General features: G+C 56.2%; 21 protein-coding genes and 1 pseudogene. 5 read left to right on the top strand and 17 right to left on the bottom strand.

Annotation, left to right across the window (positions count from 1 at the left end; all coding sequences use genetic code 11):
- Window positions 1-6: 6 nt before the first annotated feature.
- The 14 genes from ACI7MX_RS16590 to efeU form a co-directional block, all read right to left on the bottom strand.
- On the bottom strand, window positions 7-534 hold the full coding sequence (locus tag ACI7MX_RS16590) for an AAA family ATPase (RefSeq protein ID WP_405585651.1): 528 nt from the start codon (window positions 532-534) through the stop codon (window positions 7-9).
- Window positions 531-1,094 carry a nicotinamide riboside transporter PnuC gene (pnuC, locus tag ACI7MX_RS16585; RefSeq protein ID WP_314485137.1) on the bottom strand — a complete coding sequence of 188 codons (564 nt, stop codon included), beginning with the start codon at window positions 1,092-1,094 and terminating at the stop codon, window positions 531-533. The genes ACI7MX_RS16590 and pnuC overlap by 4 nt, the downstream gene beginning before the upstream one ends.
- Window positions 1,095-1,182: 88 nt before the next feature.
- Window positions 1,183-2,790 (bottom strand): ArnT family glycosyltransferase, encoded by a 1,608-nt coding sequence (locus ACI7MX_RS16580; RefSeq protein ID WP_405585646.1) that lies wholly within the window; start codon window positions 2,788-2,790, stop codon window positions 1,183-1,185.
- A 16-nt stretch (window positions 2,791-2,806) separates the two neighbouring features.
- Window positions 2,807-4,186 (bottom strand): UDP-glucose dehydrogenase family protein, encoded by a 1,380-nt coding sequence (locus ACI7MX_RS16575; protein ID WP_405585643.1) that lies wholly within the window; start codon window positions 4,184-4,186, stop codon window positions 2,807-2,809.
- Window positions 4,183-4,590, bottom strand: a complete 408-nt coding sequence (gene arnF / locus ACI7MX_RS16570) for a 4-amino-4-deoxy-L-arabinose-phosphoundecaprenol flippase subunit ArnF (protein ID WP_405585640.1) — start codon at window positions 4,588-4,590, stop codon at window positions 4,183-4,185. The genes ACI7MX_RS16575 and arnF overlap by 4 nt, the downstream gene beginning before the upstream one ends.
- Window positions 4,587-4,931 carry a 4-amino-4-deoxy-L-arabinose-phosphoundecaprenol flippase subunit ArnE gene (arnE, locus tag ACI7MX_RS16565; protein ID WP_314485149.1) on the bottom strand — a complete coding sequence of 115 codons (345 nt, stop codon included), beginning with the start codon at window positions 4,929-4,931 and terminating at the stop codon, window positions 4,587-4,589. The genes arnF and arnE overlap by 4 nt, the downstream gene beginning before the upstream one ends.
- Window positions 4,928-6,577 (bottom strand): lipid IV(A) 4-amino-4-deoxy-L-arabinosyltransferase, encoded by a 1,650-nt coding sequence (gene arnT / locus ACI7MX_RS16560; protein WP_314485152.1) that lies wholly within the window; start codon window positions 6,575-6,577, stop codon window positions 4,928-4,930. The genes arnE and arnT overlap by 4 nt, the downstream gene beginning before the upstream one ends.
- Window positions 6,574-7,458, bottom strand: a complete 885-nt coding sequence (gene arnD, locus ACI7MX_RS16555) for a 4-deoxy-4-formamido-L-arabinose-phosphoundecaprenol deformylase (RefSeq protein WP_314485155.1) — start codon at window positions 7,456-7,458, stop codon at window positions 6,574-6,576. Before arnD ends, arnT begins: the two co-directional genes overlap by 4 nt.
- On the bottom strand, window positions 7,458-9,449 hold the full coding sequence (arnA, locus tag ACI7MX_RS16550) for a bifunctional UDP-4-amino-4-deoxy-L-arabinose formyltransferase/UDP-glucuronic acid oxidase ArnA (protein WP_314485157.1): 1,992 nt from the start codon (window positions 9,447-9,449) through the stop codon (window positions 7,458-7,460). The genes arnD and arnA overlap by 1 nt, the downstream gene beginning before the upstream one ends.
- A complete protein-coding gene (gene arnC, locus ACI7MX_RS16545; RefSeq protein WP_314485160.1) occupies window positions 9,446-10,459 on the bottom strand; it encodes an undecaprenyl-phosphate 4-deoxy-4-formamido-L-arabinose transferase in 1,014 nt (337 codons plus the stop codon). Before arnC ends, arnA begins: the two co-directional genes overlap by 4 nt.
- A gap of 674 nt (window positions 10,460-11,133) precedes the next feature.
- Complete coding sequence (gene efeO, locus ACI7MX_RS16540) at window positions 11,134-11,958, bottom strand: iron uptake system protein EfeO (protein ID WP_314485162.1); 825 nt, start codon at window positions 11,956-11,958, stop codon at window positions 11,134-11,136.
- 28 nt (window positions 11,959-11,986) lie between these two features.
- Complete coding sequence (efeB, locus tag ACI7MX_RS16535; protein ID WP_405585634.1) at window positions 11,987-13,291, bottom strand: iron uptake transporter deferrochelatase/peroxidase subunit; 1,305 nt, start codon at window positions 13,289-13,291, stop codon at window positions 11,987-11,989.
- A complete protein-coding gene (efeO, locus tag ACI7MX_RS16530; protein ID WP_405585631.1) occupies window positions 13,288-14,502 on the bottom strand; it encodes an iron uptake system protein EfeO in 1,215 nt (404 codons plus the stop codon). Before efeO (ACI7MX_RS16530) ends, efeB begins: the two co-directional genes overlap by 4 nt.
- Window positions 14,503-14,510: 8 nt before the next feature.
- On the bottom strand, window positions 14,511-15,353 hold the full coding sequence (gene efeU, locus ACI7MX_RS16525) for an iron uptake transporter permease EfeU (protein ID WP_405585629.1): 843 nt from the start codon (window positions 15,351-15,353) through the stop codon (window positions 14,511-14,513).
- 237 nt (window positions 15,354-15,590) lie between these two features.
- Here efeU and ACI7MX_RS16520 point away from each other — a divergent pair, with 237 nt between their 5' ends.
- Window positions 15,591-15,965 (top strand): GtrA family protein, encoded by a 375-nt coding sequence (locus ACI7MX_RS16520; RefSeq protein ID WP_405585626.1) that lies wholly within the window; start codon window positions 15,591-15,593, stop codon window positions 15,963-15,965.
- Window positions 15,962-16,807 (top strand): annotated as a pseudogene (locus tag ACI7MX_RS16515) (glycosyltransferase family 2 protein); the annotation flags it as partial. The gene ACI7MX_RS16520 and the pseudogene ACI7MX_RS16515, both read left to right, overlap by 4 nt.
- Before the next feature lie 478 nt (window positions 16,808-17,285).
- Here the strand turns inward: ACI7MX_RS16515 and ACI7MX_RS16510 are convergent.
- On the bottom strand, window positions 17,286-18,284 hold the full coding sequence (locus ACI7MX_RS16510) for a DNA-binding protein (protein WP_405585623.1): 999 nt from the start codon (window positions 18,282-18,284) through the stop codon (window positions 17,286-17,288).
- A 178-nt stretch (window positions 18,285-18,462) separates the two neighbouring features.
- Between ACI7MX_RS16510 and ACI7MX_RS16505 the strand changes: the two genes are divergently transcribed.
- The 3 genes from ACI7MX_RS16505 to ahpF all read left to right on the top strand — a co-directional run bounded on the left by ACI7MX_RS16505 (window position 18,463) and on the right by ahpF (window position 21,827).
- Window positions 18,463-19,401, top strand: a complete 939-nt coding sequence (locus ACI7MX_RS16505; RefSeq protein WP_405585620.1) for a site-specific integrase — start codon at window positions 18,463-18,465, stop codon at window positions 19,399-19,401.
- Window positions 19,402-19,573: 172 nt separating this feature from the next.
- Window positions 19,574-20,137: an alkyl hydroperoxide reductase subunit C gene (gene ahpC, locus ACI7MX_RS16500; protein WP_016780891.1), complete on the top strand. Its 564-nt coding sequence runs from the start codon at window positions 19,574-19,576 to the stop codon at window positions 20,135-20,137.
- Between the two features lie 127 nt (window positions 20,138-20,264).
- A complete protein-coding gene (ahpF, locus tag ACI7MX_RS16495) occupies window positions 20,265-21,827 on the top strand; it encodes an alkyl hydroperoxide reductase subunit F (protein ID WP_405585614.1) in 1,563 nt (520 codons plus the stop codon).
- Window positions 21,828-21,882: 55 nt separating this feature from the next.
- On the opposite strand, the gene gloA is transcribed toward ahpF, so the two are convergent.
- Together gloA and ACI7MX_RS16485 are read right to left on the bottom strand one after the other, a co-directional pair.
- Window positions 21,883-22,404, bottom strand: coding sequence for a lactoylglutathione lyase (gloA, locus tag ACI7MX_RS16490; RefSeq protein ID WP_405585611.1), 522 nt, complete (start codon window positions 22,402-22,404; stop codon window positions 21,883-21,885).
- A 453-nt stretch (window positions 22,405-22,857) separates the two neighbouring features.
- Entirely contained in the window at window positions 22,858-23,217 is a 360-nt protein-coding gene (locus ACI7MX_RS16485) for a histone-like nucleoid-structuring protein, MvaT/MvaU family (protein WP_314485215.1), read from the bottom strand.
- Window positions 23,218-23,397: the final 180 nt, after the last annotated feature.

Genomic DNA, 23,397 nt, shown 5'->3' with positions numbered 1-23,397 from the left:
AGACGCTCATGCGCCTGTGAGCAACTGCTCGACTGCCGCGCAGGCGCTAAGTTGGCGAGCCTGCCAATCGCCGGTGATCACTGACAACGGTTGTTGATGGTGACTCAACCATTGATAGCTGTCGTTGAAGAACTTCTGCCGCTCAGCCAGCGAGGGCTGACAGCGCTGGCCATCCGCTGTCCATTCCACTCCTTCAGGCGAGAGCAGTAAGTGCAGGTCGTAATGGCGCTTGAGCAGTTCAGGTTCAAGCCAGTCCGGGCAGTCGCCAAATAGGGCCTGGCTCCACAGCATATTACTCAGCAGGTGCGTGTCCAGGATCAGCAGTTCGGGTTGCTGGGCGCGTGCTTCATCTTCCCATTGCAGTTGCCCGCGTGCGATCGCCGGAATATCCGCAAGGCAGGTATCGCGAGGGTTTTGCTCAATAAAGTAGCGCACGTATTCGCCCACCAAAATGCCCCCAAAGCGCTGTTGCAACAGCGCCGACAGCCAACTTTTACCGCTCGATTCTGGCCCGGCCAGCACGACCACTTTCATGTGCGCAGCGCCGGGTCGCGCTGCCAGTCACGCCAGCCGGCAATCGCTATAGCGGTGAACAAGCCGTAGAGGCCAGCCGTCAGGTAAAGGTCCTGATACGCATAAAAGCCCATGTACAGCACATCGAGGACGCACCACAAAGCCCAGCATTGCAGACGCTTTTGGGCCATCCAGAGTTGAGCCACCAGACTGAAAGCCGTGAGTGTGGCATCCGGCCAAGGAAACTGTGAATCGGTCCAGTGAGCCATAGCAGACCCTAGCCCAAGGCTGATCACGGCACCTGCCGCCAGCCCGAGCAGGATGTGCCAATGGCTAAGCCGTGAGACAACACGGCCTTGATGCTGCGCACCTGCCCGCGTCCATTGCCACCAACCATAGATTTGCAGCACGGCAAAAAAAACCTGCAACAGCATGCTTGAATACAACTTGATGTCGAAGAAGATCCAGCTATAAAGCAGCACCATCACCAACCCGATAGGCCAGCACCAGGGGTTTTGCTTGACTGTTAACCACACGGCTACCACGCCGAGTACGGCGGCAAACAGTTCGAGCCCTGACATGGGTATTCCTAAGGTGAAGGAGGAGGGCGCAGAGTTTACCTGCTGTCGTTGCTCAGGCGTCAAGGCTGTGACGGTGAACGAGTACTTTTTAAGGCAGGTACAGCAATACGTAGTCATTTTTGTCAAAGCGCCCGCTTAACGTCGGTGCGCTATCGCCTGCTGGGGTTCCATGCAGCTGCACATAGTCCTTGCGATCCATCACCACCCAAACCGGTTTGCCCACGTTTTGCAGCTCAACGGCCGTCTGTGTAAACGCCGGCATGAGGTCACGGTTCAGGTTAACCATAAACTTGATCGCCTTGGCGTCCTTGCCCATGCCATGCAGGACCACTGGCGCAGGTGCCTGCTCAATCATGCGCAGGGCATTGTCGGTGAAGGTGCGGGTGTCGTAGATCTCGCGCTGAACGGGTTCGAACACCAGAATGAAGCTGGCCCAAAGCGCAATGACCGCAGAGCCCGCCAACCCGGCGGTGCGCCACTGCGGTTTGAACAGCAGTGAAACCGCAAGGGCCTGTAAACCACCCAGCATGACGAACACCACGGCCAGAGAGGGCAACACTTGATCCACGCGTTTTCGCGCGACCATGATGCCCACCATCAACAGTGCAGGGATGATCAGAAAAAACCCTTGCATGAGGCTCCGCAGCCCGCCGAATAAGCGCCCCTGTACCCCTGCGAATGGATAAGCAGCAATGATCGCCGCCATGGGCAACATGGGGAGCAGATAGCGAGCTTTTTTGGCCTGAGGTATCGACAGGCCGAGCATCACGACCAAGCCTGCACCGAGGCAGTAAATGACCAGTTTCAAGGGGGGGCCGGACAGTGTGCGTCGGCTCATCAGGATCGCAATCAATACCAGCACGGCCAACGGATAGGCCAATGCATAGTTGCCCAGGGAACTGGAGAAGTAGTAAAGCGTGCTGCTCGCGCCCTCAGTGCCGTCTAGCCGCCCGGTGACTTGCATGCGGATGACATCTTGGACAAACGCCTGGCCACCATTGACCCAGGCCAGCAGCAATAGGGCGCCAATACACAGAACCAGCAAGAGCAATGCTTGCAGACCGACACTGAGCAGGCGTCGACATTGGCCGCTGAGCAGGAAGTAACTGCACAGTATGCCAGTGGGAATCACCAGCCCTATCGGGCCACGGATGGCAAACCCCAGTACCAGCAGTGCCAGTAAACCGGCGTGCCGACGCGGGGTGCTTAAGTGGTCGTGGGCGTAGGCCAGGTAAAACGCGGCCAGGCTGACCGCAGCGAGCATCTGGTCCAGCGACACGGAACGGGTTTCAGTGATGAAGGTCATGCTCAGCAACAACATCGCCACACTGGTCAGCGCCCACGTCCGCGACTGTGGCGCCACCAGGCGATACATCAGGGCCACAATGACTGCCCCGGCAATAGCCGTGGGCAGCCATGCGGTCAGGCTGCTGACCTCGCCGAACGGCCAGGACAACAGCCAAATGAGCAGCGTCGAGGTTGCGCTGTAGTCCGCATAAGGCTGGCCATAGGTGGTGGGGAAGAACCCCGGCCCGTGACGCAGCATTTCTTTGGCGAACAACACAAAACGCGAATCAAAGCCGATGGCCGCCTGATGCGGGTCCCCCATGACAAACAGCACGAGTACCAGTGCCCCCAACAGCAGAGACTGGCGATGCACGCTGCGCAGTGCGTCAGCTGAAGTGATGACCTGCATGGCGTGCTGCTCCGGCTTACCTAACGCTTGCGGCCAACGGTGTCGAGCCTTGTGAAACGGGCAGGTTGCACGATTCGCCACGGCCCATCGGGAAGTACTGCAAGCCGGCACGGGCGAGGCGTTCGCCGTCATACAGGTTGCGCCCGTCGAAAATAACCGGGGTCTTGAGCCGCAGTTTGATCAGGTCAAAGTCCGGTGCCTTGAACTGCTGCCACTCCGTGCAGATGATCAGGGCATCCGCACCGTTAAGCGTCGATTCCGGCGTGCCCATCAAACTGAGGCGCAACTCGTCGCCGTACAGGCGCTGGGTTTCCTGCATGGCCTCGGGGTCGAATGCGCGCACATCGGCACCCGCATCCCACAAAGCCTCCATCAATACACGGCTCGGAGCGTCGCGCATGTCGTCGGTGTTGGGTTTGAACGCCAAGCCCCACAGGGCGAAGGTTTTACCTTTGAGGTCGCCTTTGAAGTACGCATTGATACGGTCAAAGAGTTTGTGTTTTTGCCGTTCGTTGATGGATTCGACCGCTTGCAACAAATCGCTCGAACAGTTGACTTGCTGAGCGCTGTGAATCAGTGCACGCATGTCTTTGGGGAAGCACGAACCGCCGTAGCCGCAGCCTGGGTAGATAAAGTGATAACCGATGCGGGTGTCGGCACCAATGCCCAGCCGCACCGCTTCAATGTCAGCGCCCAAGTGCTCGGCCAGCTCGGCGATCTGGTTGATAAAGCTGATCTTGGTCGCCAGCATGCAGTTGGCGGCGTATTTGGTCAGCTCAGCGCTGCGCAAATCCATGAAGATGATGCGGTCATGGTTGCGGTTGAACGGCGCATACAGGTCGCGCATGACGTCGCGGACTTCTTCACGGGCGCAGCCAATGATGATGCGATCAGGACGACGACAGTCGGTGACGGCTGAACCTTCCTTGAGGAATTCGGGGTTGGACACCACGTCAAATTGCAACGAGCGACCACTGATGCTCAGGGCTTTATTGATATGGGCCGTGAGCGCATCACCGGTGCCGACCGGCACGGTGGATTTCTCTACCAGAATCAGTGGCTCTTCACGGTGACGGGCAACCGCATCACCTACCGAGTACACCGCCCTGAGGTCGGCTGAGCCGTCTTCGCTGGGAGGCGTACCGACTGCGATGAACAGCACTTGACCATGTTCCACCGCGAGTTTTTCATCACTGGTGAAGCGCAGGCGTTTGCTTTCGAGGTTGTCGCGCACCAGGCTGGAAAGACCCGGCTCAAAAATGCTGACATGACCTTGCTGTAGTAACTCGACCTTGTTTTGATCAATGTCCATGCAAATCACATCGTGGCCGACTTCAGCCAGAACGGTCGCCTGCACCAGGCCCACATAACCACTACCGAATACACTGATTTTCATGCACTGTTCCTGGAGCTTGGGGTACGTCGAAAGTTGATCGTAAGCACCCCCAGAATGACCAAGGTCACGCCAAGGGTTTTTGAAAGGGTGAAGCTTTCGTGAAACGCCGGCACGCTGGCGGCGAGCAGATAGACCAGCGCGTAGCTGATGCTTAATAACGAATAAGCACGGCCCAGCGGCAGATCGCGCAAGGCCAGCAACCAGCACAGCATCGACAGGGCATAGGCCGCGATAGCGCCCACGACCACCGCCAATGCGCTCAGAGAGATGTCGCCGTGACTGATTGCCGCCAACCATTGAGCCGGTTCAGGCAAGCGCGTCATGCTCCAGCGCATGCCCAGTTGAGCACCGCTGACCAGAGCGACGCTGCCTGCCGCATAAGCCAAACCTCTTATCGAACTCATGCCTGTTGCCCCAGCAAAACCACCCCGGCAATCACCAGACCCACACCACACCAATGGCGCAGGTCGATGGTTTCCTTGAACAGGTAGCGTGCCACGAGGGTGATCAGTACAAAGTTCAGGCTGAGCATCGGGTACGCGATGCCGACTTCAAGGCGTTGCAACACCAGCAGCCATACCAGCAAGCCCAACCCGAGGCACAGCAACGCCAGCCACAGCCAGGGGGAGCGCAGTTTGTGCGTCACCCCTGACTCGACCCCACGCCAGCTTTCGACGGCGTACTTTTGCGCAATCTGGCCAGCGCAGGTCAGCAGGCAAGCGAGTAGCAGCAACGCCAGTGTCATGGTGCACGCTGCGGGAAAATCAAAATCACCATGTTGCCTTCGTCATAACGCAGGCCATCTTTGGGCAGCAAATCCATTTCATGGCTTTCGTCGCTGTCCTTGACGCGCATCACTACGCCCACCGGGCCTTCGCGACGTGCGTTGGTCATCCACGACTCAATCTCGTCCAGGCCCAGGCTTTTGCCTTTAGCGTCGTCATAGGTCAGGCCGTATTTGACTTCACCCTGAGTGTTATAAAGCGTCACATCCGGACGGCGCAGGCGCCATGACAAGGCCGAGGCGGCGCCCAGGTCGTTACTGAGCAGGTGCTTGGCCCCTGACAACGCCTGCACATGCTCAAGAATGAACTGGTCGGGCATTTTGTTGTGCACCACGCTGCTGGGCATCGCTGCCGGGAGCAGCAAGACCAGCGCGCCCATGGCCACGGCTGGCGCGGCCCACATTTTCAGCGGTTTGGCGAACGTCAGCAGGCCCGTGACGATCCACGTCAACAACACAATGACCAACAGGCTCATGTGCAAGGTTTCGTCTTCGTAGAAAGGCTTTTTGACTTCGAAATAAACCAGTGCCAGCAGCGCGATACCGCTCAACAGCACATTGAGCAGCCCGTTAAGGCGCAAGGACAGCGGTTTGGCCGTTTCCACCCGTTGCATCAAGGCATGGCCCAGCAGCAGCGCCAACGGCAACAGGCACGGCATGATGTAGGTCGGCAATTTGCCCTTGCTCAAGCTGAACAGGGCCAGCGGCAGCAGCATCCACAGCAGCAGGAAGACCACCCCGCGATGACGCGTGTTGTGCCACGCATCCTTGAAGGTCGCGGGCAGCAGCGCCGCCCACGGCAAGCTGGAAACCACCATCAGCGGCAGATAGAACCACCACGGACGGCCATGCTGGGCATCTTCACCGGCAAAGCGGCGGATATGCTCGTGCCAGAAGAAAAAGCGCCAGTAGTCAGGCTCCTGAGCGTGTACCGCCAGCACCCACGGCAACGACACAATCGCTGCCACCAGCATGGCAAGCAGGCCGTATTTGACCAGTTCGACAAAGCGTTTTTGCCAGATCATGTAGGGCAGGGCGATCAATACTGGCAACAGAAAGGCCAGAAAGCCCTTGGTCATAAAGCCCATGCCGCAGGCAAAACCCAGCACCGCCCAACTGATCAGGCGGCCGCGGGTGGTGGTGCTGTCCACGGCAAACCATAAGGCTGCCAAGCTCAAGTTGACCCACCAGGTGAACTGCGGATCGAGGTTTGAATACCCGGCCTGCCCGGCGATCAGGCCAAAGGTCATGTACACCAGCGCGCAGGCAAAACTTTTGCGCGGGTCGTTCCACAAGCGGCGCGCCACGAGGTACGCCAGCATGACGCTGAGGCCGGTAGCAATGGCCGACGCGATGCGCACGCCAAACAGGTTTTCACCAAAGATGGCCTGCCCGATGGCGATCATCCAGTAGCCGGCAATCGGCTTCTCGAAGTAGCGCAGGTCCATAAAGTGCGGGGTGACCCAATTTCCGTCGATCAGGATTTGCTGGCCGATTTGCGCATAGCGCGTTTCGTCCGGGATCCATAAGCCGTGGGTGCCCAGCGGCAGCAGGTAAAACGCAATAAAAGCCAAAACCAATAGCGGTATTGCCCAGCGCTGCGTCATGGTTGCTGCACTCCCAGCCAGCCTTCACGGCCATCGAGAACACCACGACTCAATTGCCCCGCGGGCAGGCTGTCGAGCGCTGCGGGCAGCAAGTCGCGCAGAGGGTGAAAATGAATATCGCGGGCACGGGCCTGCGCCAGTAATTGACGGAAGTCGTTGGCCATTAGAATCCCTTCTACTTCAGCGTGGATGGTGTACGCATTCAGCTTTTGCGGGCTGAAGCGATCAAGAATGTAGGCGTTGAAGTCGGCGGCGCTGATCTGCGGCCCGACGACTTCATCGAACGTGGGTAAATCGACAGGGATTTGCGGCGCGCCCAGGCGGCCATCGGCCAATCTTGGCCGAAACAGGCTGTGCCCGCGGCAATCACTGTTGTAACGAAAACCAAAGGCTTCCTTAGCCAGGACTACGCGTTCATCAGCGCGCCAGCCGGCGGCGGCCGAGCATTCGACCGCCTGCCCGGTGATGTCGCTCAGAGTGTCGACACCGCGACGGATCTGCTCAATCAACTGCGCTTCGCTCCAGCGCCCGGCATTGGCTTGCCAGCCGTGGTGATCCCAGGCATGCAAACCCACTTCGTGGCCGGCGTCGAGGGTCTGGCGCATCAAGTGCCCCAGGTCCTTGCCAATCGGTTTGCCAGGCCAGGCAGTTCCGGCCAGCAAAATATCCCAGCCGTACAGACTGGCCGCCTTGGAGCGCATCATTTTCCAGAAGAATTGAGGCTTGATCAGCCGCCATAAATGGCGGCCCATATTGTCTGGCCCCACGCTAAAGAAAAATGTGGCTTTGATTTGCGCTTCGTCGAGCATGTCGAGCAGCCGGGGAACCCCTTCGCGGGTTCCTCGGTAGGTGTCGACATCAATGCGTAGTCCAGCCTGCATCAGCGTTTTTCCGCGAGTTCAACCATGGCTTCGCGCAGGAAGAAATCCAGGGTTTTGGCGATGGTCTCGCTGAGCTCGGTGGTCGGCGTCCAGTCGATCAAGCGACGGGCGTTTTCTACGCTTGGCTTACGGTGGCTGACGTCTTGATAGCCCGTGCCGTAGAACGACTGGCTCTCAACATCACGGAAACCGGCAAACGGCGGGAAGTTGTCACGCAGCGGGTGCGCTTCGAACTGACGCAGCAGCTCTTCGCCCAGTTGGCGGATGCTGGCTTCGTTGTCCGGATTGCCGATGTTGATGATCTGGCCGTCGCACTTGCCACCCTTGTTGTCGATGATCCGCGCCAGGGCTTCAATACCGTCGGCCACGTCAGTGAAGCAGCGTTTTTGTTCGCCGCCGTCGACGAGGCGAATGGGGGTGCCTTCGACCAAGTGCAGAATCAGTTGGGTAATGGCGCGCGAGCTGCCGACCCGTGCCGAATCCAGACGGTCAAGGCGTGGCCCCATCCAGTTGAAAGGACGGAACAGGGTGAACTTCAGGCCTTTTTGCCCATAGGCCCAGATCACGCGGTCCAGCAGTTGCTTGGACACGGAGTAGATCCAGCGCTGCTTGTTGATCGGGCCAACAATCAGGTTAGAAGTGTCTTCGTCGAAATTCTTGTCCTGGCACATGCCATACACTTCGGACGTGGACGGGAAGATCACGCGCTTGTTGTACTTGACGCAGTAGCGCACCAGCTTAAGGTTTTCTTCGAAATCCAGCTCGAATACGCGCAACGGATTGCGGGTGTACTCGATAGGCGTGGCAATGGCTACCAGCGGCAGGACCACGTCACATTTTTTGATGTGGTACTCGATCCACTCGGTGTGGATGCTGATATCACCTTCCACAAAGTGGAAGTTAGGGTGGCTGCGCAGGCGGTCAATGGCGTCGGAGCCAATGTCCAGGCCGTACACTTCATACCGGTCGTCTTGCAGCAGGCGCTCGGACAAATGGTTACCGATAAAGCCGTTGACACCCAGAATCAGCACGCGGGTACGACGGGGTGCACGTCCTGATTCACTGCCACGCAAACGTGAACCTTCAACCAGACCCAGTTCGCGGGCCAATTGCGGGCCGCTGAGGTACAGACCGTTGTCATTGCGTTGACCGGCGGTGATCACCAGCGAATCCTGGCCACAGGCAATGCGCAGTGGGTCGCAGCTGATAACGTGCCCCGGCGCGTGCCCGCCATTGCCCGCGACCACTTCGGCGCCCCAGACAATCAGTTTGTGCTCACCAACAGCGCAGAATGCGCCAGGGTAGGGCTGGGTCACGGCACGAACCAGATTGAACAGCTCTTCGGCCGGGCGAGCCCATTGCAGCAAACCGTCTGCGGCGGTGCGACGACCAAAATAGGTGGCCTTGGACTCGTCTTGCGGGGTTTCTTTGAGTTGCCCTTCAGGCAGCAGTGGCAAGGTTTCGGCCAACAGTTTTGCGGCCGTTTCGCGCAGTTTGCCGTGCAGGGTCAACGCAGTGTCCGTGCGTTCAATGCTGATGCGCTGTTGGGCGATGATGGCGCCTGCATCGGCACGTTTGACCATGCGGTGCAGGGTGACGCCGGTTTCGGTTTCGCCGTTGACCAGCACCCAGTTGGCCGGTGCGCGGCCCCGGTAGCGCGGCAGCAACGAGCCGTGCAGGTTGAATGCCCCTTTGCTGACGCTGTTGAGCAGTTCTTCGCCCAACAGATTGCGGTAGTAGAACGAGAAAATGTAATCCGCATTCAGCTTGCCGATACGTTCGATCCACAGCGGGTGGTTGGCGTCTTCCGGTGCGTGAACCGGAATGCCTTTACGGGCACACAGCTGGGCTACAGAACCGTAGAAGTTGTTTTCCTTGGGATCGTCGGCATGGGTAAACACCGCAGCAATTTCATAACCTGCATTGAGCAAGGCTTCGATGCCTGTGCAGCCAATATCGTGATAGGCAAAAACAACGGCTTTCAAACTCATGATTGAACCTGTGCGGTATTAGAAAAAGACGGGGTATTCGTGTGTACAGCAGGCGCTTGTGGTTCGGCGCGGACAATTTTTTCGATAAAGAAACGCGGGCGGGCCCGAACGTCGCTGTACATGCGACCGAGGTATTCACCCAGCAGCCCCATGCCGATGAATTGGCCGCCGGTAAACACAAACAGCACGGCGAACAAGACAAAGGTGCCGTCACCCGCCCAGGTCGCACCGAAAATAAGGCGCAAGACGATCAGCAGGATGGCAAACAGGCCGCCCAGCAACGCCATGCTGAAACCGATAATGCTCAGCAAACGCAAAGGCGTAGTGGTCATGCAGGTGATCAGGTCGAACATCAGGTTGATCAGGCGCATGGGGCTGTATTTGGAGTCACCGTGCTCGCGCTCGGCGTGCTCTACCAGCACCTCAGTGGTGTGGCGGGCGAAGCTGTTGGCGAGGATCGGGATAAAGGTGCTGCGTTCGCGGCAGGCGAGCATGGCCTCGACGATGGAGCGGCGATAGGCGCGCAGCATGCAGCCGTAATCGCTCATGGCAACGCCGGTGGAGCGCTGTACGGCCAGGTTGATCAAGCGTGACGGCCAGCGACGCCAGGCAGAGTCCTGGCGGTTGTTGCGCACCGTGCCGACGACGTCGTAACCCAGCGCAGCCTGAGCCACCAGCCGTGGAATTTCTTCGGGCGGGTTTTGCAAGTCAGCGTCGAGGGTAATCACCACGTCGCCTTTGGAATGCTCAAAACCGGCCATGATGGCGGCATGTTGGCCATAGTTGCGATTGAGGATGACGGCGACCACCGGGCTGCCTTCACGGGCAGCAGCGTCTTCAAGAATTTGCGCCGATGCATCGCGGCTACCGTCATCGACCAGAACGATTTCGTACGCTTGCGTTAACTGGGCACAGGCCGCTTCAGTGCGGCGCAACAGCTCAGGCAAACTCTCTTCTTCGTTGTAGACCGGAATGACGATCGACACACACTGGATGGGGTAGGGTTTCAAAGTATTCGTTCCAGTCAATTTCAATGGCACAAGATGACTCATGTGAAAGTCGGATAACTCAGTACGGCAAAAAGCCATACCGCACTGAGTAAAGCTTATAACTTACAAAGGTAAAGTCATCGACTTACGTTATCTACATGATTTCCCTACAGACTCTTGAGGGTTTTCGCCGAAGGAATGGCCATACGTTAAACGCTGAACTGTGAAAAGCCTATGAAAGTTGGATCAACACCACCTGTTTTCCAAACACTAGACAGGTGTTATTCAGGAATAGGTTTTACTAGGCCAAAGGGTCAGTTTTTTTATTCGACGCATAGTTAACGTGAAGGTTATTTCTTACAGCGATAGCGGGTATAGAAACAATGAGTTGGGTCAGTAAACCCGCCTATCTACTCGATAAAGCGCCAGAACCCACCTGCGGATATGTGACGTGCATCACATCGGTTAGTGCGGTGCAGGCTCGTGAATGCAGTTCTCGTCGCCGCTGACGAGCTTTGCGAGGCTGCGTTCGACGATGCAATCGTCGTAATGAATACGAGCGCGGTGAGCCTGAATTCAGCAATCCGGCCAATGTGATGCGTCTGAGGCAACGCATCGGCCGGTTAATGACGGCTTTGCCGCCGATCGCAGCCTCGCAGAGTTCGTCAGCGGCTACAGGAGATCTGTATCAAGACTTAATTCAAGCCCAGTTTGCCGCGCAGGGTCGACAAGTCTTCTGCCAACGTATTAACCGGGCCGATTAAGGCCCTGCGGTCGTTGTCGCTGACTTTGTCATAGGTTTCAAAGCCGCCTTCTTGGGTGCGGTACTTGGCCAGAATGGTGTCTACGGTGGCGAAGTTTTTATCCACTTTGGCGGCAAAGGCTTTGTCGCCTTGTTCAATTGGCGCGCGGAACAGCTCAAAGATCTTTTTGGCGCCGTCGACGTTACCCTGGAAGTCGTAGAGGTCGGTGTGGCTGTAACGGTCTTCTTCGCCGGTTACCTTCGTTGCAGCGACTTCTTCCATCAATGCCGCCGCACCGCCTACCACTTTGTCGGGCGGGAAAGTCAGCCCGGCAACTCGGGTTTGCAGGTCTTTGACGTCTTTGTTCAGACCATCGGCCAGTGCATCCAGACCTTGGGTGCTGTTTTCAGAGTAGAGGCTGTATTCGATGCGATGAAAGCCGGTGAAGTCTTCAGCCTTGACGCCCTTTTCGTGGTCATCGACCCGAGAGTCGATGGAGGCATCAAGGTCGCTGAACAGTTCGGCAATCGGTTCGATGGATTCATAATAAACGCGGGTGGGCGCATACAGCTTTTTAGCGGTGGCAATATCGCCTTGTTTGATTGCATCGGTGAATTGTTGGGTGTTGCTGGCCAGCTCATCCAGCTGTTCAGTCACGTAGATCTTGTAGTCTGAGACAGGCCCCACCAAGTCCAGTGGCGCAGTCGCTGCCATAGCCGAGAGTGGGAGGTGGAGCAAACCAAGCGTGAGCATCAATGCGAGCGGCGTCTTGTTCATGGGACTTTTCCGGTAGGTGTCAGGGGGGTTACGCATGTGCATTGAGTAAGGAGCGGCCAATGAAATCCTGTGCGTCGCGCACGCCCGGCAAGGTGAAAAAATAACCCCCGCCTACCGGCTTGAGGTATTCCTCCAACGGTTCGCCATTGAGCCGGGTTTGCACGGCGATGAAGCCTTTGTCCAGATCACTCTGGTAACAGATGAACAGCAAGCCCATGTCCAGTTGGCCGTTTTTATTGACGCCGTTGGAGTAGTTGAACGGGCGGCGCAGGATCAGGCTGCGGGCGGTTTCAGGGGTGCGCGGGTTAGCCAGGCGAATATGCGCATCCAGCTTGGTGAGCTTGCCGTGAGGGTCTTTGCTGTAATCGGGCACGTCGGTTTCGCGCTGACCATCCATAGGCGCTCCGCTGGCCTTGTTGCGGCCAAAGATGCTTTGTTGCTCTTGCAGCGGCGTGCGATCCCAGCGCTCGACAAAATTGCGAATAATGCGCACCGCCTGATAGCTGCCATCGACCGCCCACTGCGGCTCATCGGTGCCGGGTTGTACCCAGACAATGCTGTCCATCAATGTATTGTTAGTGGAATCCGGGTTGGCAGAGCCGTCGCGAAACCCCAAAAAGTTGCGCGCACTTTGCGCCGACTCGCCGGGTTTGCCGGGGGCTTGGGGAGGCACTGTGCCTTCTTGCTTCCAGCGCACCAGCAGCAAGTCGGGCAAGTTTTTAACGATGTCGCGCAAAGCATGAATATTGGTGTCGGCGGTATTGGCACAAAATTGCAGGCTCAGGTCGCCGTTACACTGCGCCGGCTCCAATGCGTCGTTGGGGAAGCCTTGCATGCGACTCAAGCGTTTGGGTTTGACCGGGCCAAGGCCAAATCGCTCATCGAACAGGGATTCGCCCACCGACACGGTCACGGTCAAGTTATCTGGCGTGATCACTGGGCCAAGAATGCCGGAGTCGACAGGTGGAAGTTTGGGATCGACCTGCGCGACGATGCCGCCTTTCATCAGAAACGCGATGCGCTCATTGAGGGTGCGAAACAGCCGCTCAAGGTCTTGTTTGTCGCTGGCCAGCACATCGAACGCGACCAGCATGCCCGCCGCCGGGCGCGGGGTAATAATGCCGTTTTGGTGCTGACCATAGAAGTCATGACGGTCCTGAGTTTTATCGCTGCTGGGCGCCTGGGTGACTTGGGCGTTTTGGCCACTGCTGGCGGCCATTGCCGGGCAGCTCAAGGCGCCGCCCGCCAGTGCGGCCCCGGCTACGCCCATGCCGAGCAGAACACGACGGCGTTGCAGGTTGAAATCGTCAGGGTTGTGGTGTGAATCACTCATGTGTGTCTCGTCTGCAATGACAGGCCTGAGAGGCCGAGGGCGGGATCGATTCCATCGAGTGCATCGGCCAGAGCCTTGGCCTTGGTACTGATTACCTGACGCTGGGTCGCGCCTACGGAGTCGTAGGTAACGTAGCCCTGAGGTGTTTTCAGGCGCTTCAGTTCATCCTCAAGTGAGGTCGTGGCGTGATCAATGTTGAGCAAAAGGTCAGCATTGTTTTTGGCCAATAGCGGACGCAGCAGCTCGACGACCTTGCGACTGGTTTGCAGGTTGGCGGCAAACCCGTTGAGATCGACATGGCTATAACGCTCTTCTTCACCGCTGTTGGCGCGGGTGTCAGCCAGATTGTGCAAAGTGCGGCTGACGATGCCGACCAATTGTTCGGGCGGCAGTGATTGCGCCATCAACTGCTGCTTGAGCTGAACCACATTGGCTTGCAACTGCTGCGCAACAGGCATCAGGCCTTGAAGGTTGCGTTGATCAAACAGACCGTATTCGAGTCGATGGAAACCCGTAAAACCCGGATCTTGCTCGCGCTGTTCAAAATAGTCGGCCCGCGCGTTGATGGCGTTATCCAGTTCGGCCATGCGTTGCGCAGCAGGTGCAAGACGTTGATAGGCCTCGCGAGCAGGGACATACAGCGCTTGAGCCTGAGTCAGATCACCGCCATTGATGGCCTGCGCCAAGGCATCCACTGCTTTGATCAAGGCATTGCTTTCGCGGCTCACGTACACCCGGAATTCGGACAACGGCCCAATAAACGCCACCATGGAGGGGCGCGCCTTGGCACTGGCTTCTGATTCTGCGGTCGGGGTGACGTGCAAAGTGCCGCGTGGATTGCTCAACAGACCGCAGGTGATGGCGTAATCGCCAGGGGTCAGCGTGGCATTGATCACCTGACTCAGGCCGGGCGCGATATTTTCACGCTCTTCGACCACCAGCACGCCGTCGAGGATTTCCCACTCAACGGCGCGCTGCGAAGCGTTGACGATTTTGAAACTGTTAAAGCCTGCGGGTACGGTCAACGCATTCGGTTCACAACTGTGCGGATGAATAGTAACCGTGACCTCATTGCTGTGGACCTTGCGCTTGGCGGCTGCCAGTTGCGAGGCGTAATAAAACAGGCCGCCCGCTGCGATCATCACGATCACCGAGCCGGCCACCGCCCAGCGCAAGGCGCGAGGTGGTGTACCGCTTGAAGAGGTAGACATGCAGAACCTTATGAGTGGGTCGCTGAAGGAGAAGAGGCAGCCTGTGCCGTTGCAGGCGACCGGAAGAACATCGCCAGAGTCACTGCCAGGTAAATCACATACGCACCGAGTACGCTGACCGTGGGTGCATCCTGGTAACCGAACATACCGGCCAGAACAGAGCCCAAGGGGCCATCCATAGGCAGGGCGGAACTGAAATCGAACACCACCCCTTGCAGGTGATTCCAGAGCCCGGCTTCGTGCAAGGCTTGTACGGAGTTGGCCAAGATGCCGGCGGCGACCACCAAAATGAAGAGCCCTGTCCAGCGGAAAAACAGGCCCAGATTCAAACGCATGCTTCCGGAGTAAATGGCAAACCCGACACCTATCGCCAGAATCAAACCGAGCAGGGCGCCCAGAGGCGCAGCGGGACCTTCACTCTGCTGAAACACGGCAAGCAAAAAGAACACAGTTTCCAGGCCTTCCCGGGCTACGGCAAAAAACACCATGGCAATCAGTGCGGTGACCTGATGGTTGGAACCGGCGAGCGCGTGATCCAGCGAGGTGTGCAGGGAATGCTTGATGGAGCGCGCCACTTTACGCATCCAGAACACCATCGAGCTCAGAATGCCGACAGCGACCAGGCCGACAATACCCTCGAACAATTCCTGCTGTTTCTGCGGGAACTCAGCGCTCATTAATTCCAGGCCGCCACCCACCAACAATGACAAGGCGGCGGCCAGAAACACCCCAATCCATACGGCAGGCATCCACTGGCCCCGCCCGGTTTGCTTGAGGTAGCTGGCAATGATGCCGACGATAAGCGCGGCCTCAATGCCTTCGCGCAGCATGATCAGAAAGGGAACCAGCATGGGAGCGCACCGCGTTACAAATTAGTTAGGAGGCTAATTTGTAACATACTGATACGCATTGCCAAACAGGAATCACTTGCATTAGCTGAACGCTGGCTGAATGAAAATAAGTGTGGCCGTTCAAAGGGTTTGCGAACGCAGCAACACTCCTGCGCCACCTGTTACTTCTGACAGTAGACGGATCGATGAGCGCAGTGGCTTGATCCAACTGGCCTGCCAACGGTAAACGGGGAGTGTATGAGCAAAGTATGGGAGGAATTTTCTAGCTATACCGTGATCGGTGTTGCCAATACCTTGATCCATTGGCAGCTTTTTTTTGTTCTCAGGATGGCGTTCGACATTAGCCAAGCGCTTAGCAATTTCTTGGCATTTTGCGTGGCGGCTTCCTTTTCTTTTTATGCCAATTCTCTCTACACCTTTGCCACGCCGGGCTCCGTGTGGCGCTATCTGATGTTTATGGTGTGCATGGGCGGGTTGAGCCTGGCCGTGGGCAAGATTGCCGATAACTGGAACCTGCCGGGCATTGTCACCGTGGTGGTGTTTTCCCTGATTAGTCTGGTCCTTGGCTTTCTGCTCTCCAAATGGTTGGTATTTCGAGTTCGTGCGTCATGAAACTCTCATTGATCGTGCCGATGTTCAATGAAGAACAAGCCATTGGCCTGTTTTACCAGACCGTTCGGCAAGAACCGTCATTGCTTGCCCACAGCGTTGAGATCGTATTTATCAACGACGGCAGCACCGACCGCACGGGCGAATACGCGCAGGCCATTGCCCTGGCCGATAACGATGTTCTATTGATCAACTTTTCCCGAAATTTCGGCAAAGAAGCTGCGCTGTTCGCCGGGCTTGAATACGCCAGTGGTGATGCGGTGGTGCCTATGGATGTCGACTTGCAAGACCCCATCGAAGTGGTTTCACGGCTGATTGATGGGTGGCAAAAGGGCGCCGATGTGGTACTGGCCAAACGACGGGATCGCTCCAGCGACAGTTATATGAAGCGTCACAGCGCCGCGATGTTCTATCACCTGCTTAATCGCATTACCTATACGCATATTGAAGAAAACGTCGGCGACTTTCGATTGATGGATCGTAAAGTGGTTGACGTGATCAAGGTACTGCCTGAGCAGCAGCTATTTATGAAAGGTGTACTGTCCTGGGCCGGTTTTAATGTGGTCATCGTTGAATATGACCGAGCGCCCCGCGTGGTTGGCCAGAGCAAATTCAATGGCTGGAAATTATGGAACCTGGCGCTTGATGGTATTACATCGTTCAGTACATTGCCGCTGCGTTTGTGGAGTTATATCGGCGGGGTGATATCCCTGGCGGCATTGTTATATGCCGCGTACATGGTGTTGGACAAAATTATTTTTGGTAACACCGTGCCGGGTTATCCATCGTTAATGACGGCCGTGCTGTTTCTCGGCGGAGTGCAGCTGATTGGTATTGGTATCATCGCTTATGACCTGACCAGTCGTATTGAACTCAGGGATGTTGAGGGTATTAATTTTTCAGCGCCCGACACTGAAAGTGATGCCTATTGGGTTCCGGCTTCCGAGGGAATCCTGGCGCTAATGCCTGTTCTTAGATACGTGTTGAGTGACGACAACACGATACTGTTTCCAGATCACTTCAAGCGCTTGGGGATCAGCAAGGTTTACTGGGTGCGGGCCTCAATAAATCAATTGATGGCGCAAAATAAAGGCCAACTGATCGTGGACAATAAGCAATACAGGATCTTTCGGGTGGGCAATGAAGGTCTGATACAGATAAAAAGCCATACGGAATCAGCAGCCCCAGAATCTGATTGATGCGGGGCACTGTGGCTATTACTAGGGTCTGTACGTAATGTTTTCAACGCAGCATCACCGAGCGTGGATACATTTCGCACAGCGCCTAGCGCAGTTCCCCGCACGCCAGAGCGCCGGTAGTTATCTAGTCTTCCTTGGGCTCTTCTGGCGCTTCTTTCAACGCTCTAAGCGCTTCTAGCGCGGCCTCGGCTTTGAATGCACGCTCACTTAAGGCGGTGCTTATCTCTTGATGTTTGCTGTGAGCCTGCTTCAGCCCTTCGCTTTCCTGCATCGCCACGCGCAAGCGCTCTTGAAGGAGGGTGCGTTCGCTTTCAATCTGGCTGAGTTGCTGGCTGAGCTGGTCATTCAAGTTGCCCAGCTTGTGCAGTTGGTCGTTGGCCTGATTGAGTTCTTTGCTCATGGCGCGGCTTTCGCTGTGCACGCGCTCGTTGTCACGATGCAGCTGGGTGATCTCGTCTTGACGCACCAAAGCGCTTTGTTGCGCCTGGCGCAGCTCCATTTGTATTTGCTGAATCTGCCCTTCATGGCGGCTTTGGTCCTGCTCGCGCTGCTCTTTGACGGCGCTGCGATAGTGCTCAAGTGCGTCTCGGGCATGCAGGTGTTTGTCTTCGAGTGAGCGAATCTGCTCGTCACGGTCTTGCAAGCGCAGTTCAAAGTCAGAGCAAGCCTGATTGAGCGCCGCATTGCGGGTTTGCTCGGTTTGCAGCATGGAGAGGGTGGAGGCCAGCTTCGCGGTTTCTTGGGCCAGCGCTGCACGTTGAATGTCGAGCTGCTGCTCCTGCTGTGCTTGCACCTGTTGAGCTTCGGACAGTTGTACCTGGAGCTCTGCCTTGAGCTGTTCGTAGTGCAACTGCGCCCGATCAATCGGCTCTTGTGCCTGTTCTTGCAGGCGTCGGGCAAGGCGGGCGACCAATTCGGTCAGCTCATCTCCAATCTGCTCCTGAGGTGCACCCCGGCGTGCGTCCACTTCATCCAGCTCTTTCAGGTAGCGGTGGATGGTGGTTTTAGACCCGGTATTTCCCATTTCGATACGTACTGCATCAATGCTCGGGTGTTCACCTCGGGCCAGGATCGCTGTGCGTGCAATTTGCACCACCGCCTTATTCACGCCGCCACGAGCCATGGCTTTCTCCTACGATTATGTGCTGTGGTATGTATCATGTAATTACATACTATTATGGTGCCGAGATTTTGTCATTATTTAAGATTGTTGAGGCGGGATATACTGGTATTATCCCGTGCTAGAGCCTTAAACGAGCTTTTAAGGCCCGTTTTCAGTACAGAAACCAAGAGAACTGCCCATGAGCGAGCTGGATCGCTACTTAAACGCCGCGACCCGCGATAACACCCGCCGTAGCTATCGGGCAGCCATTGAGCACTTCGAAGTGACGTGGGGCGGATTTTTGCCCGCCACCAGTGACAGCGTGGCGAGGTATCTGGTGGCGCACGCCGGTCAGTTGTCGATTAACACCCTCAAGCTGCGCCTCTCGGCCCTCGCTCAATGGCATAACAGTCAGGGGTTTGCCGATCCCACCAAGGCACCCGTGGTGCGCAAGGTGTTCAAGGGCATTCGGGCGTTGCACCCGGCACAAGAGAAACAGGCTCAGCCATTGCAGTTGCAGCACTTGGAACAGGTGATCGACTGGCTTGAAGGCGAAGCGCAAACCGCGCAAGCCAACGCCGACCAGCCGGGGTTGTTGCGCGCACGACGCGACGCTGCGTTGATCTTGCTCGGCTTTTGGCGAGGGTTTCGTAGCGATGAGTTATGTCGCTTGCAGATAGAACATGTGCAGGCGGTGCCGGGGGCGGGCATTACCTTGTATTTGCCGCGCAGCAAAAGCGATCGCGACAACCTCGGTAAAACCTTCCAGACCCCGGCACTCCAGCGTCTATGCCCGGTACGCGCGTATATCGAGTGGGTTAATACCGCAGCCCTGGTGCGTGGACCGGTTTTTCGCGGGATCGATCGCTGGGGCAATCTGGGAGAGGAGGGGTTGCACGCCAATAGCGTGATTCCACTGCTGCGCCAGGCACTGGAGCGTGCCGGCATCGCGGCTGAGCATTACACCAGTCACTCGCTGCGTCGTGGTTTTGCAACATGGGCGCATCAAAGTGGTTGGGACTTGAAGTCGCTGATGAATTACGTCGGCTGGAAAGACATCAAGTCAGCCATGCGCTATGTTGAAGCGTCTCCCTTTACCGGGATGAGTATTACCGCGCAAAAACACATTGGGAGCTGACCGACGTCAGGTTGAAAACCGTCAAGGTGAGCCATATTTAGTTTTCGGCTATTTATAGGTACACCTGATAGCTAAAACCAATCGTCAGCATCAGCTTTACCAATGAGCCAGATCCACTTTGAGTTGTTAGGATTCACCCCATCAACTTTTCAACCCTGACGGAGAGTCAACGATGCCTATCATCAACAGCCAAGTAAAACCGTTCAAAGCTACCGCCTATAAAAATGGCAGCTTCGTAGAAGTGTCGGACGCTGACCTGAAAGGCAAGTGGTCGGTCGTATTCTTCTACCCAGCCGACTTCACTTTCGTTTGCCCAACTGAACTGGAAGACCTGGCTGACAACTACGAAGAGTTCAAAAAGCTCGGCGTTGAAATCTACAGCGTGTCGACTGACACCCACTTTGCTCACGCTGCCTGGCACAACACTTCGCCAGCCATCGGCAAAATTCAGTACACCATGATCGGCGACCCAACGCTGACCATCTCCCGTAACTTCGACGTGCTGATCGAAGAAGCAGGTCTGGCTGACCGCGGTACGTTCGTGATCAACCCAGAAGGCCAGATCAAAATCGTTGAGCTGAACGATGGCGGTGTTGGTCGTGACGCCTCCGAGCTGCTGCGCAAAATCAAAGCCGCTCAATACGTTGCTGCTCACCCAGGCGAAGTTTGCCCAGCTAAATGGAAAGAAGGCGAGTCCACTCTCGCTCCATCGCTGGACCTGGTCGGCAAGATCTAAGTCCGTGATGAACCCTAGGGCGGTGATCCGCACCTGAGTTGTAAGCTGCATCGCCCTCAAAACGCCCGGGCGACATTCGCTCGGGCGTTTTTTTTACACAGAATTCAGTATTAAGGAGATCGCCCGTATGTTGGACGCCAATCTAAAAGCACAGTTGAAGTCATACTTGGAGCGGGTTACCCAACCGATCGAGATCGTTGCTTCTCTCGACGACGGTGCGAAATCCCGTGAAATGCATGACCTGTTAAAAGAAATCGCCAGCCTTTCCAGCCTTATTACCTTGCTGGACAACGGTAACGATGCGCGCAAGCCCTCGTTCTCGCTGAACCGCCCGGGCGGCGATATCAGCCTGCGTTTTGCAGGCATCCCAATGGGCCACGAATTTACGTCGCTGGTGCTGGCTTTGCTGCAAGTCGGCGGCCACCCATCGAAAGCCAGTCCTGAAGTGATTGAGCAAATCCGCTCTCTGAAGGGCGAGTTTAATTTTGAGACTTACTTTTCGCTGTCCTGTCAGAACTGCCCGGACGTAGTGCAGGCGCTGAACTTGATGGCGGTGCTGAACCCCAACATTCGCCACGTGGCGATTGACGGTGCACTGTTCCAGGATGAGGTGAACGACCGTCAAGTGATGGCCGTGCCTAGCGTGTATTTGAACGGGGTTAACTTCGGCCAGGGTCGTATGGGTCTGGAAGAGATCCTTGCCAAGCTAGACACCAGCGCCATTGAGCGTCAAGCCGAAAAAATCAACGCCAAAGAAGCCTTTGATGTGTTGGTGATCGGCGGTGGCCCTGCCGGCGCAGCGGCGGCAATCTATGCGGCGCGTAAAGGTATTCGCACCGGTGTTGCCGCTGAGCGTTTCGGCGGCCAGGTGCTGGACACTATGGCCATCGAGAACTTCATCTCTGTCCAGGAAACAGAAGGCCCAAAACTGGCCACTGCATTGGAAGAGCACGTCAAGCAGTACGATGTCGACATTATGAACCTGCAACGTGCCGACCAGTTGTTGCCGGGTAAAGCGGGCGAGCTGCACGAAGTCAAATTCGCCAGCGGTGCATCGCTTAAAGCCAAAACGGTGATTCTGGCAACGGGCGCTCGCTGGCGCGAAATGAATGTGCCGGGTGAACAGGAATACCGTAGCCGCGGCGTGGCCTACTGCCCGCACTGTGATGGTCCGCTGTTTAAAGGCAAACGTGTTGCTGTGATCGGTGGTGGTAACTCGGGTGTTGAAGCGGCCATTGACCTGGCGGGTATCGTTGCCCACGTCACGTTGCTTGAATTCGACACCAAATTGCGTGCTGATGCGGTGTTGCAGCGCAAGTTGAACAGCTTGCCGAACGTGACCGTGATCACCAACGCCCAGACCACTGAAGTCACAGGTGATGGTCAGAAGGTTAATGGTCTGCGCTACAAAGACCGCGCCACGGAAGTCGTCCATAACGTCGAACTGGAAGGCATCTTTGTACAGATTGGTTTGCTGCCTAATACCGACTGGCTCAAAGGCACCATCGAGCTTACGCCCCGCGGCGAGATCGTTGTCGACGCTCGCGGTGAAACGTCCATCCCCGGCATTTTTGCGGCCGGTGACGTGACCACTGTTCCATACAAACAGATCGTGATTGCGATCGGCGAGGGCGCTAAAGCTTCCCTGAGCGCGTTTGATCATCTGATCCGGACTTCTGCGCCGGACTGATTGGCCTGAAATGAAAAAACCCATGAGCAATCATGGGTTTTTTTTCGCCCGATTTTTACATCGGCTGCGGCTGGATAATTTCGACCCAGTAACCGTCCGGGTCTTTGAGGAAGGCCAGCGATTTCATGCGGCCATCGCTCAGGCGCTTTTGGAAGTCGACGCCCAACGCTTCGAAGCGCTCGCAGGCTGTCACGATATCCGGCACCGAAATGCAGATATGACCAAAGCCGCGTGGATCAGTGTTGCCGTTATGGTAGACCACACTGGCGTCGGTTTCCGAGCCGTGGTTGTGGGTCAGCTCCAGAATGCCGGGAATGGATTTCATCCAGACGTTGCGTGCAGCGTCATCGGTTGGAATCTGAGCCTTGTCGACCAGCGCGAGAAAGTACAGGCTGAACTCGGCTTCAGGGAAGTCGCGTTTTTCGACCAGCGAAAAGCCGAGAACGCGGGTGTAGAAATCCAGGGATTTCTCGATGTTCTTGACGCGCAACATGGTGTGGTTGAATACGAAATTTTGTGTTGCGCTGTCGGGAGCGGCCGTTACGCCGGGAATATTGTTCAGTTCTTGCAGGCTCATGAACCCTCCGAAAGTAGTGCGAGTTGAGTCGGTCGCTACAATGAGCGTGAGGCAGGAATGATACGGAATGTGAGCGCCTGCGCCAAACCTGATTTCGGAGAAGGGGCGCATCTGCATTGGGCAGCTGAGTGCGAGAGGCGGGTTTTGACGAATTTCAGGCAAAGAGAAGCCCGCCGAAGCGGGCATGGGGCGCTAGTCCTTTAGCAGCCCCTATGGTGTGACTGATGGCGTGAAAAATATGTGAAAAATATCGCTGTATTTCGAGGTTTGCGCTTAATGGAGCCTTATAAACGATGAGCAGAATTTTCTAACTCGATCAGGTCTAAAAAGCGCCTCTGTCTTTAAAAAATAATTATAAAAAACACCGCTCATAAGCAGTGTTGGGTAAGGGTGAGGATGCTGGCCTGGCCTGCCGAAGTCAATGGTGAACTCCGGCAGGCCCAGCGACACCTGTCAGCGGCGCAGCCAAGAATCTACGGTTTCGGCGCCGTATTGTTCTTTCCAGGCTTTAAGGCCGCGGTGATTACCACCTTTAGTTTCGATAAGTTCGCCGGTGTGCGGATTATGATAAACCTTCAGTACCCGCGCTTTACGCTGTTTAGGAGCCGTTGATACTTTTGACGTCGACGGTTTGGGATCAAGAATTGTAATAATGTCTCGAAGGTTCTTGCCGTACGACTTCATCAGCGCCTGAAGTTTTTGCTCAAACTCGATTTCCTTCTTGAGCCCAGCATCGTTTTTGAGTGCTTCCAGTTGAGCCAATTGCTCCTGAAGCGCTTTTTCTGCAGCACGAAATTCAGCAAGTCTAGACAAAGTCATTACTCCACTCACAGGCTCGGTCAATGATGACCTGAACAATTGTTGGTTGAGAGATACGAAACTGTCAGAGGCGGTACCCAACCCTAGCGCACTGCCGTCGCCAAGTTTCGTTAGTGCACTTAAATAATCATCTTTAAATTATCTGAAAAAATTGTAGATCTTAATGGCTGAACT

This window comes from Pseudomonas sp. 2024-210 (assembly GCF_045062345.1).
In the GTDB taxonomy this organism is placed as follows: Bacteria; Pseudomonadota; Gammaproteobacteria; order Pseudomonadales; family Pseudomonadaceae; genus Aquipseudomonas.
The sequence above is the reverse complement of the archived record's forward strand: the minus strand, read 5'-3'. Positions and strand labels throughout refer to the sequence as shown.